Here is a 16,749-nt window from a genome sequence, read left to right on the forward strand (position 1 = left end):
AACAGGTAATTTAGATATTTTTAAAACTTATCAATCAAACCAAAAATCCAACCACTAAAGCCAAATCCTTGTTTATCAACAAGTTTTTATCTGCATCACCGCCGATGGATGTGCATTCTACAGCATTTCATATCCAACACAACCCCATTTCTTATTATTTCCTTTCGCATGGTTCTTTTTTCTACAAAACTGATGTTTTCGTTGTTTTTATCATCTATTTACGTATAAAAAGCAGGCTCTGGGCCTGCTTTTTATTATTTTTATTTTTGATTTAGTCAGTGAAAGTCACTCGTGCAATCGCTTTTTTGCCTGACTGAATGATTAAAGTGACATTTTCTTTGACAGAGTAGCTCATATCGACCACATTCCAATCAACTTTAACCGCACCACGACCTACCGCATCTTTTGCAGCAGCTGCATTCGGGTTTAAGCCCGCAACACGTAAAATAGTTGCAATAAATAATTCGCCACCAAATTCAGCACGAGAAATGGTCACTTCAGGGGTATCTTCTGGCACTTCACCTTCAGTTACACGGTTTCCTGCACTCTTATGTGCATTCTCTGCTGCTTCTGCGTCATGGAAACGCTCAACTAGCTCAAGCGCTAAGATACGTTTGATTTCTTGTGGATTGCGGCCCGCAGCCATCTCATCAAGTAGAACTTTGATTTCGTCTAATGACTTAAAGCTAAGTAAGTCAAAATAACGCTCAATCAGACTATCTGGCATCGACAGGATTTTTTGATACATCGCACCTGGGGTGTCGAACACGCCAATATAGTTGCCTAAAGATTTAGACATTTTATTGACGCCATCTAAACCTTCAAGAATTGGCACCGTGATGCACACTTGTGATTCTTGCCCATAACGACTTTGTAAAGTACGACCCATTAACAAGTTAAAAGTCTGGTCCGTACCCCCTAACTCAACATCTGCCTCAAGCGCAATTGAGTCATAACCTTGAACCAATGGATAGAGGAATTCGTGAATCGCAATCGGCTGATGGTTGTTATAGCGCTTGGTAAAGTCATCACGCTCCAACATACGCGATACGGTTTGTTGACTCGCCAATTGAATCAAATCAGCAGCTGTTCTTTGATTAAACCATTCTGAGTTAAAACGGACTTTGGTTTTATTTGGATCAAGGATTTTAAAAACTTGTTCCTGATAGGTCTTCGCATTGGCAATTACTTGCTCTTGTGACAACGGCGGACGCGTTGCGCTTTTACCTGTTGGGTCACCAATCATTGCAGTATAGTCACCAATCAAGAACGTGACTTCATGCCCTAAATCTTGGAAGGTTTTTAATTTATTAATCAGAACCGTATGTCCTAAGTGTAAATCAGGGGCCGTTGGGTCAAAGCCAGCTTTTACACGGAGTGGACGATTCTCTTTGAGTTTTTTCAATAAATCTTCTTCAGAAATAATCTCATGCGTGCCTCGTTGGATGAGAGCAAGCTGTTCTTCGGCGGGCAAGAAATTTGACATCACAAAACCTAAACACATCAGTTATTCAATTTGTGCGATATACTAACATTTTTTCAGCATCTTGCAGGGGAAGTTGTTTATGAGCGCAATCTATATTGGTGTAATGACTGGCACGAGCATGGATGGTGTTGATATTGTTGCAACTTCATTCGAACCTTTAACTTTGCACGCGACACTCACAGTCCCATTTGATCCAGAATTACGTGATGAGTTAATGGCTTTAACGCTACCAGACGATAATGAAATTGATCGGATGGGCAAAGCTGATGTCGCTTTGGCACAAATGATTGGGCATGGTATCAATCAGCTGATTGAAAAGAACAATTTAGACCGATCACAAATCAAAGCGATCGGTTCACATGGGCAAACTATTCGCCATCGCCCTGAATATGGTTTTACCTTACAAATTGGCGATCCGAACATTATTACTGAAATTACTCAACTTCCTGTCATTTCAGATTTCCGTCGTCGTGATATGGCGGCTGGTGGGCAAGGTGCACCTTTGGTTCCGGCCTTCCACCAAGCATTGTTCCAACATGACAGCATTCACCGTGTAATTCTCAATCTAGGTGGGATTGCCAATGTGAGTATGTTGCCTGCTGACAATCCACAAGCCGTTTATGGTTTCGATACTGGCCCAGCCAATATTCTTATGGATGCTTGGTGCCAACGTCATACTGGAAATCCTTACGATGAGAACGGTGATTGGGCAGCGTATGGTCAACCTATTCGTTCACTTTTAGATCGCTTACAAAACCATGAGTTTTTTGCTAAAGAACCGCCTAAAAGCACGGGGCGCGAAGACTTTAATCTAGAGTGGCTCGATGATCAAATCAGTGATTGGCGTAATGATCTGGACTATGAGGAACTGGAAGATACTCCAGAGAATGTGCAAGCCACTCTCATGAAGCTCACCACACGTGCCATTAAAAAGGCTATTTATCGAAGTAAGGATTTAATGCCAACTGGTGAAGTGTATGTCTGTGGTGGTGGCGCTTATAATTCTCATTTGTTAGAACAATTGCGCTGGCGTTTACGTAAACATAACTGGTCAGTCCAAACTACGGATGTTTTGGGTTTAGCACCAACATGGGTAGAAGCAACAGCATTTGCTTGGTTGGCGATGCGTTTTACTCAGCAACTAAGTGGTAATTTACCTACCGTTACAGGCGCATCTGGTGATCGTATTTTAGGAACAATTACGGCGGTCTAAACATAAAAAAAGCCTCTCAGACTTTTTCATCGAGAGGCTTTTTAACACATCTATTTTAGATTGAAAACGATGAACCACAACCGCAAGTAGTTGTGGCATTCGGGTTTTGCACCACAAAACGTGAACCTTCCAGTCCTTCAAGATAATCAACCACTGAACCCACCAAGTATTGATAGCTTAGAGAGTCAACCAAAACTTTGACATCACCATTGCTAAATTCTGCATCATCTTCATTGACTGTTTCAGCAAAATTAAAACCGTAAGAAAATCCTGAACAACCTCCCCCCGTGACATAAACACGTAGCATTAGGTCATTATTACCTTCACTTTCGCGCAGTTGGCGAACTTTTTTAGCAGCATTATCTGACAATTCGAGAGCTTGGGCGGTCATGGATGTTCCTCAGACTTCAATACGTCTTTCATAAATAAAAAGACCCGATATTTAGTATAGCATACCTAATATCGGGTCGGTCTTTGAACTTTTAAAGTGTCGTTACAGACTTTTTCAAAAGATTATTTGTAATTTTCGTCCTGTAAAGCGCACTCGAAATTCTTGGCATCCTCACGGCAACGGAATTGCCATAATAACTTCATCATACGTTTATCGTAGATGCCACGTTTGGTTAAATCAATACGTGCCTCACGCATTAATTTTTGATAACCAGGCTTGTCAGAAGCAGGGATTTCCATCCAATACTTTTGTGGAATATCTGCTTTCATTTTGCCTAAAATATCAAAGGCCCGTGGTAATTGCGAACTTACCCATTGTCTGGATTTTTGCCCGTAACCTGCTGGGAATTTATCAGAACGGATAATAATATTTCCTGTTACTTGCAAAATTGGATAATTTACAATCGCGCCCTTGGTTCCCAAACCTTTATGTAATTCTAGCGGTTTGAATGCAGCAGCTGGCGCACCGATAATATCAACTTGGCCATTGTTAAATTTTGCCCCAAAGTTAGTCACATCTGAGCTTACCGCTTGTGCGCCTACTTGAGCTGCCATAATTTTCTGAGCATCATCGTAATCCAGTACGGCGATTTTCTTGCCTGCAGCTTTCGCTACCGTATTAATATTACGATCATTGACCATCAAGTAAGCATCACCCACTGGAATAACACCTACCACTTCATATTGACCATTCACCATTGCTTTAGCAAAAGTTGGACTAGCTAAGCCTTGCATGACTTTGACTGCAAATTTTAGGTCGGTAATCGCACCGATCGCGTCGAGTGATCCTGTAAACTGGTTAAACTGACGACCACGCATCCCTGTGATACTGACAGCATCACATTTGCCAGCTTTAAAATCTTCTGCAAGTACGGCTTCATTTTGTCCCACACGTAACTCAATGTCCGCACCCCATGATTTAGCAGCAATCTGATAGTCCTTCATTAAAGCATAGACATCACCATTTCGACCTACTAAGTCAAACACACAAAGAGTTTGCTTTGCTTGTGTAGCGGCAGAAACAGTGGCGATGCTTGACGCAAGTAAAATTGTTTTAAACCATTGCATGTTATTTTTTCCTTTGCATCTAGTTTGAGTGTTGTTGCATAACTTTAAGTTTTAGAAGAACAAATGAAGTTCATCTGATAAAAGCTTTCAAATGAATATATGTTTAAATTCGGTCTTGTTTTCATCATCCTGATCAAACATATTTTTAAATCATCACGATTTCATCTGATTTTTATAGCTCTATGATTACGTGATTATGTCATTAAGACAATGACCTTAATGACATAATCAAAAAAACAAAAAGCCTAGATAAATCTAGGCTTTAAGTATACTTTTTTGCAATTCCGGATTATTCACCAGGTAATGCACATTCAAAGTTTGCTTTATCAACTGAACAGCGTGCTTTTTTCAGAACTGACATCATGCTTGCATCATAGATACCACGCTTGGTCAAATCCATACGACCTTCACGTAATAATTTTTGATATTTAAGTTTGTCTTCAGCACTTAAATCCATTCTGTATTTTGCAGGAATTTCAGCTTCTAAACGCTTGATCATTGCAAATGCTTTTGGCAATTGTTTCACATGCCAATCACGTGACTTTTGACCAAAACCTGCTGGGAATTTTTCAGGGCGGATCACTAAGTCTGCAGTTACGTGCAATACAGGGAAATTAAACATCGCACCATTTGTACCTAAACCTTTGCTTAATTCTAATGGCTTATAAGCATAAGCAGGCGCGCCCACCATATCTACCTGACCATTATTGAACTTAGCAGCAAAGTTAGAAATATCTGAAAGTACTGCTTGTGCGCCTACACGTTGAACCATGATTTTTTGTGCATCATCATAGCCAAGTACAGCAAATTTCTTACCTGCAGCTTTTTCAATTGAATTAATATTCTTGTCACGTACAAAAATATACGCAGAACCTAAAGGTGCAATACCAGCAATTTCGTATTTGTTATTTCCTAAGTTGGTGGTCATTTTAGCAGCATTACGACCATCTAAAACAAAGGTAATCGCACGTTGCGCAATTTCATTACTCGTTACACCACCTAACGAATCAATCGAACCCGCAAACTTATTGTATGGACGAGCGCGCATCGAAGTCATCGCAACAGCATCACACTTACCAGCTTTGAAGTTATTATCTGCAACAGCTTCATCAGTCAATGCAACCAAGTTTACATCAGCGCCCCAACCCTTAGCAGCCAATGCCCAATCCTGCATCATTTTGAATGACTCACCAGATTTACCTAATAAGTCAAATACACATACGTCTACTTTGTTTGCTTGAGCTGACGCAGAAAAACCAACGATAGATGCGGTGATCGCAGCGAATGCAATTTTTTTCATTTTTTCTTCCTTCTACAAACTTATGTCTGTCTCCTTGTACAAGGCAAATATTAATCATGTTTTGTGGAAAAAAATAGAGCTAGTACTCTATTTTTTGTGTCAATATTGCTACATTTTGTCAATTTTTAACCAATATATTGCTTATTCACCGCTTAAAGAACACTCAAAATTGGTTCGTTCAACCGTACAGCGCGCACGTTTGAGTACGTTCATCATGGTCGCATCATAAACGCCATCTTTGGTTAAATTCATCCGTCCTTCACGTAACATTTTTTGATAACGAACTTTGTCTTCATTCGATAAATTGATACGCGCTGCATCCATACCTGCTTCTAAGCGTTGTACCATCGCAAAGTTACTTGGGAGTTTTCCAATGAACCACTGACGCGATTGAGCACCAAAAGAGGTAGGAAACTTTTCTGGGCGAATAATCAAATCTCCTGTGATGTTCACGACTGGAAAATTAAACAAAGCTCCATTTGCTAAACCTTTGTTAATTTCTAAAGGTTTATAGGCATAGGCAGGCGCAGCAATAGCGTCTACTTGTCCACGGTTAAATTTTTGCACGAAATCTGAAATATTGGATGGCACTGCCACTAGATCAATACTTTCTACAATTGCTTTTTGCGCTTGATCATAATGTAAATATGCGAATTTTTTGCCTTTGGCCTTTTCAATGGTATTAAGGTTTTTATCACGTACGAAAATATAGGCCAAACCGACTTGAATAATCCCTGCAACTTCAAATTTCTCACCATTGAAATTTGCTATTAAACGATGTTGATTACGTTTATCGAGCACAAATGAAATCGCTTTTTGTGCAATTGCGTTACTGGTCACTGCGCCTACAGCATCAATTGAACCTGCAAATTTATTATATTTTCGCGCACGCATAGAGGTCATATATACTGCATCACAGCGCCCTTGGTCAAAATCGCGTTCTGCTTTTTCTTCATCCTGATAAGGAATCAATTCAACATTTGCTTTCCAGGTTTGCGCAGAAAGGCGCCATTCTTCAAGAAGCTTATAAGACTCACCCGCTCTCCCCAATAAATCAAATACACAAACTTTTTGTTTTGCTTGTACTTGTGAGCTCATCGCAAATAAAGCCGCAGCCCCCAATAACCAAAGTCCTTTTTTCATCTTGTTTTCCCTTCTGTACTGTTCTGCATGTTTTTCCTTCACTGCAAAATCAATATAGTCAAATTTTGATCAAATTAACAGTATTTTTATATACATACATCGGATTATTATCAGTTTTAATCATATTCGTCACACTTTTTAAAAGCTGTTTTTTGATTGCTGTAGAAAAATTTGCATTCACAAGTAGAGCCCTTAAAATGCTGCTATCTATTCGCTATGCTGCATACCCATGATCCAGTTTGACCAAGTTTCATTACGCCGTGGTGGCCGAGTTCTATTTCAAAAAGCCTCTATGCAACTTCATCCAGGTTGGAAAATCGGTTTAACGGGCGTAAATGGCGCTGGTAAATCGACCTTATTTGCAGCGTTTTTAGGCGATTTAATGGCAGACGAAGGTAATTTAGTTCGTCCTGCGGTTTGGACAGTTGCTCACATGGCACAAGAAATTAAGGCGTTGGAAATGCCAGCACTTGATTTTGTCTTGTCAGGCGATGAGGAATACTGGTCTATCAAAGATAGTTTGGCTCATCCTGATCAATTGAGTAATGATGATTTAGCCAAACTACATGGCCGTTTTGATGAAATTCATGGCTATGTTGCTCCTGCAAAAGCTGCTCAGTTAATGGCAGGTTTAGGCTTTTTAGATCATCAATTAAGCTTGAATGTCGCTAGCTTCTCTGGGGGTTGGCGTATGCGTTTAAACTTGGCGCGTACGTTGATGAGTCGCTCAGATCTGTTGCTATTAGACGAACCCACCAACCATTTGGACTTAGATGCCATCTTGTGGTTAGAAGATTGGTTAAAAGCTTATGAAGGAACATTGGTTCTTATTTCCCATGACCGTGACTTCCTTGATGCAATTACCGATCATATTCTTCACATCGAGAACCAAGAGCTAACACTTTATACCGGTAATTATTCAACTTTTGAAACCACCCGTAGTGAACGTTTAGCTCAGCAGCAGCAAGCTTTTGAGAAACAGCAAGAAACACGTGCACATTTACAAAAATTTATTGATCGATTTAAAGCCAAAGCCACTAAAGCACGTCAAGCACAAAGCCGAATTAAACAACTTGAGCGAATGCAGCAACTCGCTCCAGCACATGTTGATACACCCTTTACATTTAGCTTCCGAGAACCTACCAAAATGAGTTCTCCGCTGTTGAGCTTGGATGCAGCAAGTATTGGCTACAACGATAAAATCATTGCTGAAAAAATTCGTTTGCAAATCACACCTAGCTCACGTATTGGGTTATTGGGGATGAATGGGGCTGGTAAATCAACGCTCATCAAAACCTTAGTGGGTGATTTAGCGTTATTGTCTGGTGAACGTAAAGCATCAGAGTTACTCAATATCGGATACTTTGCACAGCATCAAATGGATGCCTTGGATGCCAATGCCAGTCCAATGTTACAACTCGCTCGTATCGCGGATAAACAAATCAGTGAAGCCTCATTGCGTGCTTTTCTGGGCGGTTTTGGCTTTAGTGGCGAACGTATGGATACACCATGTGAAAGCTTCTCTGGGGGCGAACGTGCGCGCTTAGCTTTAGCCCTCATCGTTTGGCAACGTCCAAATGTTCTAATTCTGGATGAACCAACCAACCATTTAGATTTAGATATGCGTCATGCACTCAGTATGGCATTACAAGATTTTGAAGGCGCGGTGGTATTGGTTTCACATGAACGCCAACTTATTGCCAGCGTTTGTGATGAGTTGCTATTAGTACATGCAGGTCGTTGTACTGAATTTGATGGTGATCTCCAAGACTATGCCAAATGGTTGCGTGAAGCACGTCAGCAACAAATTAATGCACAAAATGCATTACAACAACAAACGATCAACAATCAAGTAAGCGCAGTAAAAGTTGATAAGGAAGCACAACGTAAAGAGGCTGCACGACGTCGTGAAGTCACTCGTCCACTCCGTAAAAATATTGAAAAAGTTGAAGGGCAAATCGAGAAGGTTCAACCTCGCTTAGTTGAGATTGAACATTCATTGGCAGATAGTGCTTTGTATGAAGCCCATCGCAAAGATGATTTAATCAAGCTTATGAATGAACAAAATGAGTTGAAAAATAAACTAGAGCAATATGAAGAACAATTGCTCACCTTAATGATGGAGCTAGAAGAATTAGAGGCATCATTTTCTGATTAACCCGGAAAAAGATCCATATATTTACCATCTGGCGATATATGGATCTTTTATAGGTATAGATGGTAAAACCTGCTTTTATACTGCTCTCCGGCTCTAAGTCACTTCCTCGTAACATAAAGCTGTATTGAATAATGTTATTCTTTTATCTCGCTTTTTAATCAAAATTGAAATTTGAATTTACTCAAAAAATTGAGCTTTGGCTTCAGGCTAGATATACTCAAGCCCCATTATTGTAATGTTATTACCTACGAATGAATCTTGAGGGTTAGATTCATTTAATATTTTTTGTACTGCAATTTGCTGCGTACGTTATTTGGGACACTACAAACTGAATGAACTCTTTAGACTTTATTTTTAATTTCGAGCATTTCCTTCCAATCCTAGTTCAAGAATATGGTTTATGGATTTACGCTATTCTTTTTTTGATTATTTTTTCTGAAACTGCTTTTGTTTTCATGTTCTTCTTACCAGGTGATAGTCTATTACTTGCTGTTGGTGCATTGTGTTCAGTCGTTGAGATTATGCATCTGGGTTATATGATTATTCTGCTTTTTTTCGCTGCAGCATTGGGCTACATGGTGAATTTCCATATTGGTCGCCATTTTGGTGATCGAATATTTAACACAGAATCTCGCTTCATCAAACAAGAATACCTACAAAAAACCAATGTATTCTTCTTAAAGCATGGTGGAAAAACCATCCTCCTTGCCCGTTTTATCCCTTTTGCACGCTCATTTGCACCGCTAGCAGCGGGTTCAAGCAATATGAATTATACTCACTTTGTGCTTTACAACATTCTAGGCGCGCTCTTGTGGATCAGTGTTTTAGTCACTGCCGGTTATTTATTTGGTCATGCCATTATTCAAGTCAGTGATTTGGTAGACAGTTAATCTTTTAGTGTTCCACGTGAAACCTTATCCACAATAAAAAAGACGATGCACCAAGGCATCGTCTTTTTTTTCACATCAAATATTTATGCATCAATATCTGCATTAAGGGCATTTTCTTCAATAAATGCACGGCGAGGTTCAACATCATCGCCCATGAGACATGAGAACATACGATCTGCTTCAATCGCATCATCAATCGTCACTTGCAACATATTACGGTTTTCAGGATCCATCGTGGTTTCCCAAAGTTGCTCAGCATTCATCTCACCCAAACCTTTATAGCGTTGGATCATCATGCCACGGCGTGAATCTTGCAAAATATGTTGCCAAACCTGATGGAAACTACCCACTTGAATACGACGTTCACCTTTTTGCAGATAAGCCCCTTCTTCAAGTAATTTAAACCAGCTCTTCGAGTTTTTAAGCAATCGTGCATATTCCGCAGAGTTTAACAAACCCGCATCCAATAGATACGAATGCGGCAAGTTGTGCACATACACGGTCACGCGTGGCCAGTAATGCGCTGATTTCTCACCTTGCGCATTTTCACGCTCGAATGCTTCTAAACTGATTTCAGGGCGGAGGCTTGGTTGCAATGTTTCAATCGCTGAACGCAATTGCTCTGACCATGCTTCTACATAATCACGTTCGTGATTGTGATCCGCTTTAAAAGCATCCAACTCAAGTAGACCATCGAGCAAACTTGCTGGATAACGTTGTGTTAAGCGTTGTAAGCTTTTTTGTGAGACTTGATAATCTGAGATCACACTCGCCAATGCCTCCCCACTGATTGCAGGTGCATCTGCGCTAATATGTAAAGCCAACTCATCAATTGCATTTGAAATCAGGAAAGTTTCAAGCGCTTCATTATCTTGGAGATACTGCTCTTGCTTGCCTTTTTTCAATTTATACAACGGAGGTTGAGCAATATAGATATAACCGCGCTCAACCAACTCAGGCATTTGACGGAAGAAGAAGGTCAATAACAAAGTACGAATATGTGAACCATCCACGTCCGCATCGGTCATGATAATGATTTTGTGATAACGTAATTTGTCTGGATTGTATTCTTCACGCCCGATACCACAGCCCAAAGCGGTAATTAAAGTTCCCACTTCTTGACTGGAAATCATCTTGTCAAAGCGCGCACGCTCAACGTTCAGGATCTTACCTTTCAGCGGTAAAATCGCCTGCATTTTACGGTTACGACCTTGCTTGGCACTTCCACCCGCCGAGTCACCCTCGACCAAGTACAGTTCAGATAAAGCAGGATCTTTTTCCTGACAGTCTGCCAACTTACCTGGTAAACCTGCGATATCCAGAGCACTCTTACGACGTGTCATTTCGCGGGCTTTACGTGCGGCATCACGCGCACGGGCCGCATCAATAATTTTACCAGCGATCGATTTAGCCGCTTGTGGGTTTTCTAACAAATAGGCAGAAAACTCTTTGTTCATGGCCTGCTCAACTGCAGGTTTCACTTCACTCGACACCAACTTTTCTTTGGTTTGTGAAGAGAATTTAGGATCAGGCACTTTAACAGAGATAATCGCAGTCAAGCCTTCACGGGCATCATCACCAGACACCGCGACTTTTTCTTTTTTGAGTAGGTTCTCATTTTCCATGTAGCTATTTAAGCCACGGGTCAATGCTGCACGGAAACCCGCTAAATGCGTACCACCATCTTTTTGTGGAATGTTGTTGGTAAAACAACGAACATTTTCTTGATAGCTATCATTCCATTGCAATGCCACTTCCACACTAATGCCATTATCCGCATCGGTAGTGAAATGAAAGATTTCGTTGAGATGTGTTTTACCTTCGTTGATGTACTTAACGAACTCGGATAAACCACCTTCATAATCATAGACATTTTCAAGATTGACACGTTCATCACGTAATACAATACGGACGCCTGCATTCAAGAAAGATAACTCACGTAATCGACGTGCTAAAATATCAACATTGAAAATGGTTTGGCTAAAGGTTTCAGCACTTGGCCAAAAACGCACAATCGTACCCGTACGATCAGTTTCACCAATTACACGTAATGGGTATTGCGGATCACCATGATGATATTCTTGCTGGTGTTCTTGACCTGCACGATGGATCGTAAGTTGCAATTTACTTGATAAAGCATTTACAACTGAAACACCTACACCATGCAAGCCACCTGAGACTTTATAACTATTGTCATCAAACTTACCGCCTGCGTGCAGAATCGTAAGAATTACCTCTGCGGCAGAAACCCCTTCTTCAGGGTGAATATCGGTTGGAATACCACGACCATTATCCGAAACACTCACAGATTCATCTTCATGAATCGTGACTAAAATTTCATCACAGTGGCCTGCTAATGCTTCATCGATGGCGTTGTCCACCACCTCAAACACCATGTGATGTAAACCTGTACCGTCATCAGTATCCCCGATGTACATGCCAGGACGTTTACGAACCGCGTCTAATCCACGTAATACTTTAATACTAGAGGAATCATAAGCCTTTTCATTTGTTTGTTCTGTTTGAGAGACTGATTGAGACTCTGAACTCATGGTTACTCCCTAGTAAATATCTAATCTATCCAAAGATGAGGAAATAAAATTATGGCGCAGCAGGACTGACTTGACCGTGAACAACGTGGAACAATTGAAAAGAAATCGACAAATCATGTAAGTGTTTTAATACCGACGTATGGTCTAAGGTGGTCATAAAAACCTGACTTCCTAATTGACTCAATCGCTCCATTAAACGTTGTTGTGCAGCTACATCTAACTCTGCTGTCAGATCATCTAATAATACCACAGTTTCCTTATTACTCGCATGTAGCATTGCAATTTGTGACAGTTTTAATGCCATGATTAACAACTTTTTTTGTCCACGTGATAACACATGTGCCGCATCGCTACGTAAGCCATCTCCCCTCACTTTTAAACGCAAATCTGCACGATGAGGTCCATACTCGGTATAGCGCCGATCCAAATCTTTTTGATGCTGTTGCTCTAAATCTTGCAATAGCCCTTGTTCGGTATGGAAACCCGCATGGTAGTCCAGTTCAATTTCAATATCAGGCAAAAGTTGCTTTAAATCATCCTGAAAAAACACATTCCATTGCTCTAAAATACTGACCCGCTGAGAATGTAAAATTTCACCATAATCGCTGAGCATTTTGTTCCATGGCTCTAAATCAGACAATGCCAAATTACGCCGTGTTTTCAGCAAACTATTACGTTGTTTAAGTGCACGAGAATAATATTGCCAAGCAAAGTAGAACTCAGGTTCCACGTGGAACATTAACCAATCTAATAACTGTCGCCTTGGCTTGGCACCTTGATCAATAATATCAGTACTTTGTGGATCAATATGCTGCAATGGCAGTCGCTTGGCTAACTGCCCCTGTGTTGCGATGGTATCACCATTGATTTTAATCAATTGCTCACCAGAAGCTAGTTTTCGCATCCCCATCCGTTCATGACCTGATTGGGCAAAGACAATCGCGTCTTCAGCCTCATACTGAATGTAATGCTTTGGAATATGAGTGCGAAATGAACGACCAGTGGCCAATAAATGGATGGATTCCAGAATTGAAGTTTTTCCAGAACCATTGGCTCCGTAAAAAATATTAAACGGTTGCAACTCAGTGAGTGCAACCGCTTTTAAATTTCGTACACGCTCGATATTTAAACGCGTAATTTGCATGCTTTAAACTCAAATGATCAATGCTGGTTAAACACGCATTGGCATCACAACATAAGTTTGATCAGGATGGGCAGGATCTTGCACAAGCACCGATTGATTGGCTTCAGTCATGCTCATTCTTACATCATCCCCATCAAGAACACTCAATACATCCAAAATATATTGAGCATTAAAAGACATCTCTAAAGGCGCATCTTGATATTGGATTGCTAAATCTTCAACGGCTTCATCTTGTTCTGGGTTATTGGCGCGTAATTGCAATGAATCTTGATTGAAGTTTAAGAAAACACCACGCAATTTTTCATTACTCAAAATCGCCACACGTTGTAAGGATTGTTTAAACACGTCGTGCGCGATGAGAACGTGCTTATCGCCACCTTTTGGAATCACACGACGATAGTCTGGGAACTTGCCATCGATCAGTTTCGTGGTAAAACGCACCGTGATGTCGCTCTGTTCTTTGTCTCGGCTCGGCGTGTTGATGGTCACATTTAACAATTCACGGCCAATCAACAAAGTCAATTGTTCATCTTCGATACTCAGCAAACGTTGTAATTCACCAACGGCTTTGCGTGGCACAATTGCTTGCATTGGCGCGGAGGCGGTCGAAGAAGCGAGAACTTCACACAATGCCAAACGGTGCCCGTCAGTTGTTACGGTACGTAATTGATTTTGATCAATTTCCAACAAAGTACCCGTGAGATAAAAACGCACATCCTGAACCGCCATGGCAAACGCTGTTTTTTCAAATAAGCGTTTTAGCTCACGTTGGGTCACTTGAACTTGTGTCCCCTGACTATTTTCAGTGGTGAGCAAAGGATAATCTTCAGCAGGCAATGTACCTAAGACAAAACGACTATTTCCTGATTTTAAAATACAGCGCTGATCTTCCGTAATTTGAAGATCAATCAAGGCTGCTGTAGGTAAAGATTTACAAATTTCGACCAATTTACGTGCTGGAACAGTTGTTTCACCCGGCTCTAAACACGCACCTTCGGCTAAATTTGTACTTGCCACCAACTCAACTTCCAAATCAGACCCCGTAATGGTTAACGCATGCGGAGTAGTTTGAATTTTGACATTGGAAAGAATATTCAATGTATGACGGCGTTCTACAGCCCCCACAACATGAGATAAAACATTGACTAAACTTTCTTTAGCGATTTTCAAACGCACGGTTTATTCCTCTTACAACGGAAGCTGATTATGAATCTTAGCAGTGTACTATGCTGCACTTAAAAGTAGTTTGCAACTACGAAAATAAAGTCAGTTGTATTAACAACCAAAACTAACTTTGTAACAAGCGCAGTAGATTTTTATAGTCTTCATTAAAAATTGGATCTTCTTCGCGCAAACTTACAACTTTTTCGCATGCATGCATGACGGTACTGTGATCGCGACCGCCAAAAGCCATCCCAATCTCAGGGAAACTATCCCCTGTCAGCTCACGCGCCAATCCCATCGCCAATTGACGTGGTCGTGCATAAATACGCGTACGCTTAGGTCCAATCAATTCTTTTAATGGAATACGGAAATATTCACTGACCACTCGCTGGATATTTTCCACACTAATGGTCCGCGCACGAATCGCCAAAACATCTTTTAAGGATTCTCGCACTACATCTAAATCGATTGCAGTCCCTTTAAAACGAGAGATCGCTACGACTTTATTTAATGCACCTTCAAGTTCACGTACATTGGCAACCACTTGTTGAGCAATGAATAATGCACAGTTCCGAGGTAAATCCACACCGCTATTTTCGGCTTTTTTAAGTAAAATTTCGATACGAGTTTCAATATCAGGGGGTTCAACACCGACCGATAGTCCCCAAGAAAAACGAGAAACAAGACGAGGGTCAAGTTCAGTTAACTCTTTTGGATAACGATCTGAAGTTAAAATAATTTGCTTGGATTCATCTAACAGAGCGTTAAACGTATAGAAGAACTCGACCAGACTTGCTTCTTTACCTGCCAATAAATGAATATCATCGACCAATAATAAATCTAAAGAGCGACAATTCTTTTTAAATTCTTCAACTTTTCCTTTTTGCAATGAACTCACAAAGTCTTGGACAAAACTTTCAGAAGTCATATACATCACACGAGCATTCGGTTTGGCTTGTAATAAAGCATTCCCCACAGCTTGCATGAGATGTGTTTTACCCAAACCAGTGGGTCCATATAAAAATAATGGATTATGTTGAGAAGCACCCAATTGCGTTAAAACTTTACGGCAGGTTTCTGCTGCCATTTGGTTAGAGCGACCTTCAACAAATAGTGAAAAGGTAAATAATGGATTTAACTGTTTTTTCTTAGGAATCTTGTTGGCATTTTGACTTGGCTGTACCAAATCAGCCTCTTTCTTGATTTTTGTCGGAATCGGGGTGTTGGTATTCAAAGCAGCGGTTGTTGTCGCAGGTTGTTCACTACTCGATAAAATGGTACCAGGACGCGAATCGACCAAAATCTCGACTTGGCGCACGCGGCCTTCCGATAATTGCTCAGCCAAAATAGAAATCAACTCAAGATGATTATCTTGGATATAACGCGTCCAATAGGGATTAGGTGCGTATAAACGCATCACATCATCAACTTCTTCAGCAACCAAAGGACGAATCCACATCGCAAAGACGTTATCAGATAGCTCTTGTCGCAAGCGAGTTAAGCAGTCTGTCCAGAGCATGTGCATCCCCTATTTATCCATTTTTAAATTTAAAAAACAAAAAATCTCTACCCTTCCATTTCGAAGGGGTCGCCATTCTAACCAAGTTATCCACATCTGTCAGGAAAATTTCAGTCACTTTCGATGAAAAAGAAAGCATCCGTGAATTAAATTTAAATTCAAAGCACTTGTGAATAACTTTTAGCACATCCTGTGGATAGTTTTAACCACTAAGTTATCCACAATCTGTAAAATCAATAAAAACAGAGTTACCCACAAGATAACTACATGTTTAATTATAAAAATATGTGGTTCTCCACAGAAAATATCCACCCTAATAGTAATAAATTTAAATTTTAAAATTTGAATTTATTTATAAATCGCAACCCTAGTGTGGATAACTGAGCATATCGAAATTTAAATTCAAAATCCAAAGAATAAATTTAAAACATTTGCTTTGTTGTGGGTAACTCTATGGATAGGCTGTGAATATATCTTATTCCTGATATAATTTAAATAGATAGCTTGTGTATGTTTTTTGTTTTCAATAATGGAATAGAAAGATGCATTTCCTTCATAGGCAAGAAAAAGCACAAGATAATATGTAAAGTTTTTGATTTTTGATTGACAGCGTAAACATTGCACAATAAAATCGCGGACCTTTATAGAAAGATCATTTTGGG

General features: G+C 40.2%; 12 protein-coding genes. 3 read left to right on the forward strand and 9 right to left on the reverse strand.

Annotated features, from left to right (window positions below):
* Positions 1 to 271: 271 nt before the first annotated feature.
* Positions 272 to 1,504, reverse strand: coding sequence for a tyrosine--tRNA ligase (tyrS, locus tag DK207_RS13905; RefSeq protein ID WP_109441697.1), 1,233 nt, complete (start codon positions 1,502 to 1,504; stop codon positions 272 to 274).
* Positions 1,505 to 1,565: 61 nt separating this feature from the next.
* On the opposite strand from tyrS, the gene DK207_RS13910 reads away from it, so the two are divergent.
* Positions 1,566 to 2,699: an anhydro-N-acetylmuramic acid kinase gene (locus DK207_RS13910; protein WP_109441698.1), complete on the forward strand. Its 1,134-nt coding sequence runs from the start codon at positions 1,566 to 1,568 to the stop codon at positions 2,697 to 2,699.
* A 55-nt stretch (positions 2,700 to 2,754) separates the two neighbouring features.
* Here the strand turns inward: DK207_RS13910 and erpA are convergent, their stop codons facing one another.
* From erpA to DK207_RS13930, 4 genes are all read right to left on the reverse strand, one after another.
* Positions 2,755 to 3,090, reverse strand: a complete 336-nt coding sequence (erpA, locus tag DK207_RS13915) for an iron-sulfur cluster insertion protein ErpA (RefSeq protein WP_005086061.1) — start codon at positions 3,088 to 3,090, stop codon at positions 2,755 to 2,757.
* Between the two features lie 122 nt (positions 3,091 to 3,212).
* Positions 3,213 to 4,217 carry a putative solute-binding protein gene (locus DK207_RS13920; protein ID WP_109441699.1) on the reverse strand — a complete coding sequence of 335 codons (1,005 nt, stop codon included), beginning with the start codon at positions 4,215 to 4,217 and terminating at the stop codon, positions 3,213 to 3,215.
* A 289-nt stretch (positions 4,218 to 4,506) separates the two neighbouring features.
* Positions 4,507 to 5,517 carry a putative solute-binding protein gene (locus DK207_RS13925; protein ID WP_109441700.1) on the reverse strand — a complete coding sequence of 337 codons (1,011 nt, stop codon included), beginning with the start codon at positions 5,515 to 5,517 and terminating at the stop codon, positions 4,507 to 4,509.
* A 141-nt stretch (positions 5,518 to 5,658) separates the two neighbouring features.
* The gene (locus tag DK207_RS13930) at positions 5,659 to 6,660 is read right to left on the reverse strand and encodes a putative solute-binding protein (protein ID WP_109441701.1); all 1,002 of its coding nucleotides are present in this window, start codon (positions 6,658 to 6,660) and stop codon (positions 5,659 to 5,661) included.
* Positions 6,661 to 6,889: 229 nt separating this feature from the next.
* Here DK207_RS13930 and abc-f point away from each other — a divergent pair, with 229 nt between their 5' ends.
* A complete protein-coding gene (abc-f, locus tag DK207_RS13935) occupies positions 6,890 to 8,818 on the forward strand; it encodes a ribosomal protection-like ABC-F family protein (protein WP_109441702.1) in 1,929 nt (642 codons plus the stop codon).
* A 332-nt stretch (positions 8,819 to 9,150) separates the two neighbouring features.
* Positions 9,151 to 9,708, forward strand: a complete 558-nt coding sequence (locus tag DK207_RS13940) for a VTT domain-containing protein (protein ID WP_109441703.1) — start codon at positions 9,151 to 9,153, stop codon at positions 9,706 to 9,708.
* A gap of 83 nt (positions 9,709 to 9,791) precedes the next feature.
* Here DK207_RS13940 and gyrB read toward each other — a convergent pair whose 3' ends face one another.
* From gyrB to dnaA, 4 genes are all read right to left on the reverse strand, one after another.
* Positions 9,792 to 12,260 (reverse strand): DNA topoisomerase (ATP-hydrolyzing) subunit B, encoded by a 2,469-nt coding sequence (gyrB, locus tag DK207_RS13945; protein ID WP_109441704.1) that lies wholly within the window; start codon positions 12,258 to 12,260, stop codon positions 9,792 to 9,794.
* A gap of 49 nt (positions 12,261 to 12,309) precedes the next feature.
* Positions 12,310 to 13,404 (reverse strand): DNA replication/repair protein RecF, encoded by a 1,095-nt coding sequence (gene recF, locus DK207_RS13950; protein ID WP_109441705.1) that lies wholly within the window; start codon positions 13,402 to 13,404, stop codon positions 12,310 to 12,312.
* Between the two features lie 27 nt (positions 13,405 to 13,431).
* Complete coding sequence (gene dnaN, locus DK207_RS13955; RefSeq protein ID WP_109441706.1) at positions 13,432 to 14,580, reverse strand: DNA polymerase III subunit beta; 1,149 nt, start codon at positions 14,578 to 14,580, stop codon at positions 13,432 to 13,434.
* Positions 14,581 to 14,692: 112 nt separating this feature from the next.
* On the reverse strand, positions 14,693 to 16,087 hold the full coding sequence (gene dnaA / locus DK207_RS13960; RefSeq protein ID WP_109441738.1) for a chromosomal replication initiator protein DnaA: 1,395 nt from the start codon (positions 16,085 to 16,087) through the stop codon (positions 14,693 to 14,695).
* Positions 16,088 to 16,749: the final 662 nt, after the last annotated feature.

The sequence above is a fragment of the Acinetobacter haemolyticus genome, from assembly GCF_900406815.1.
Taxonomy (GTDB): Bacteria; Pseudomonadota; Gammaproteobacteria; order Pseudomonadales; family Moraxellaceae; genus Acinetobacter; species Acinetobacter haemolyticus_A.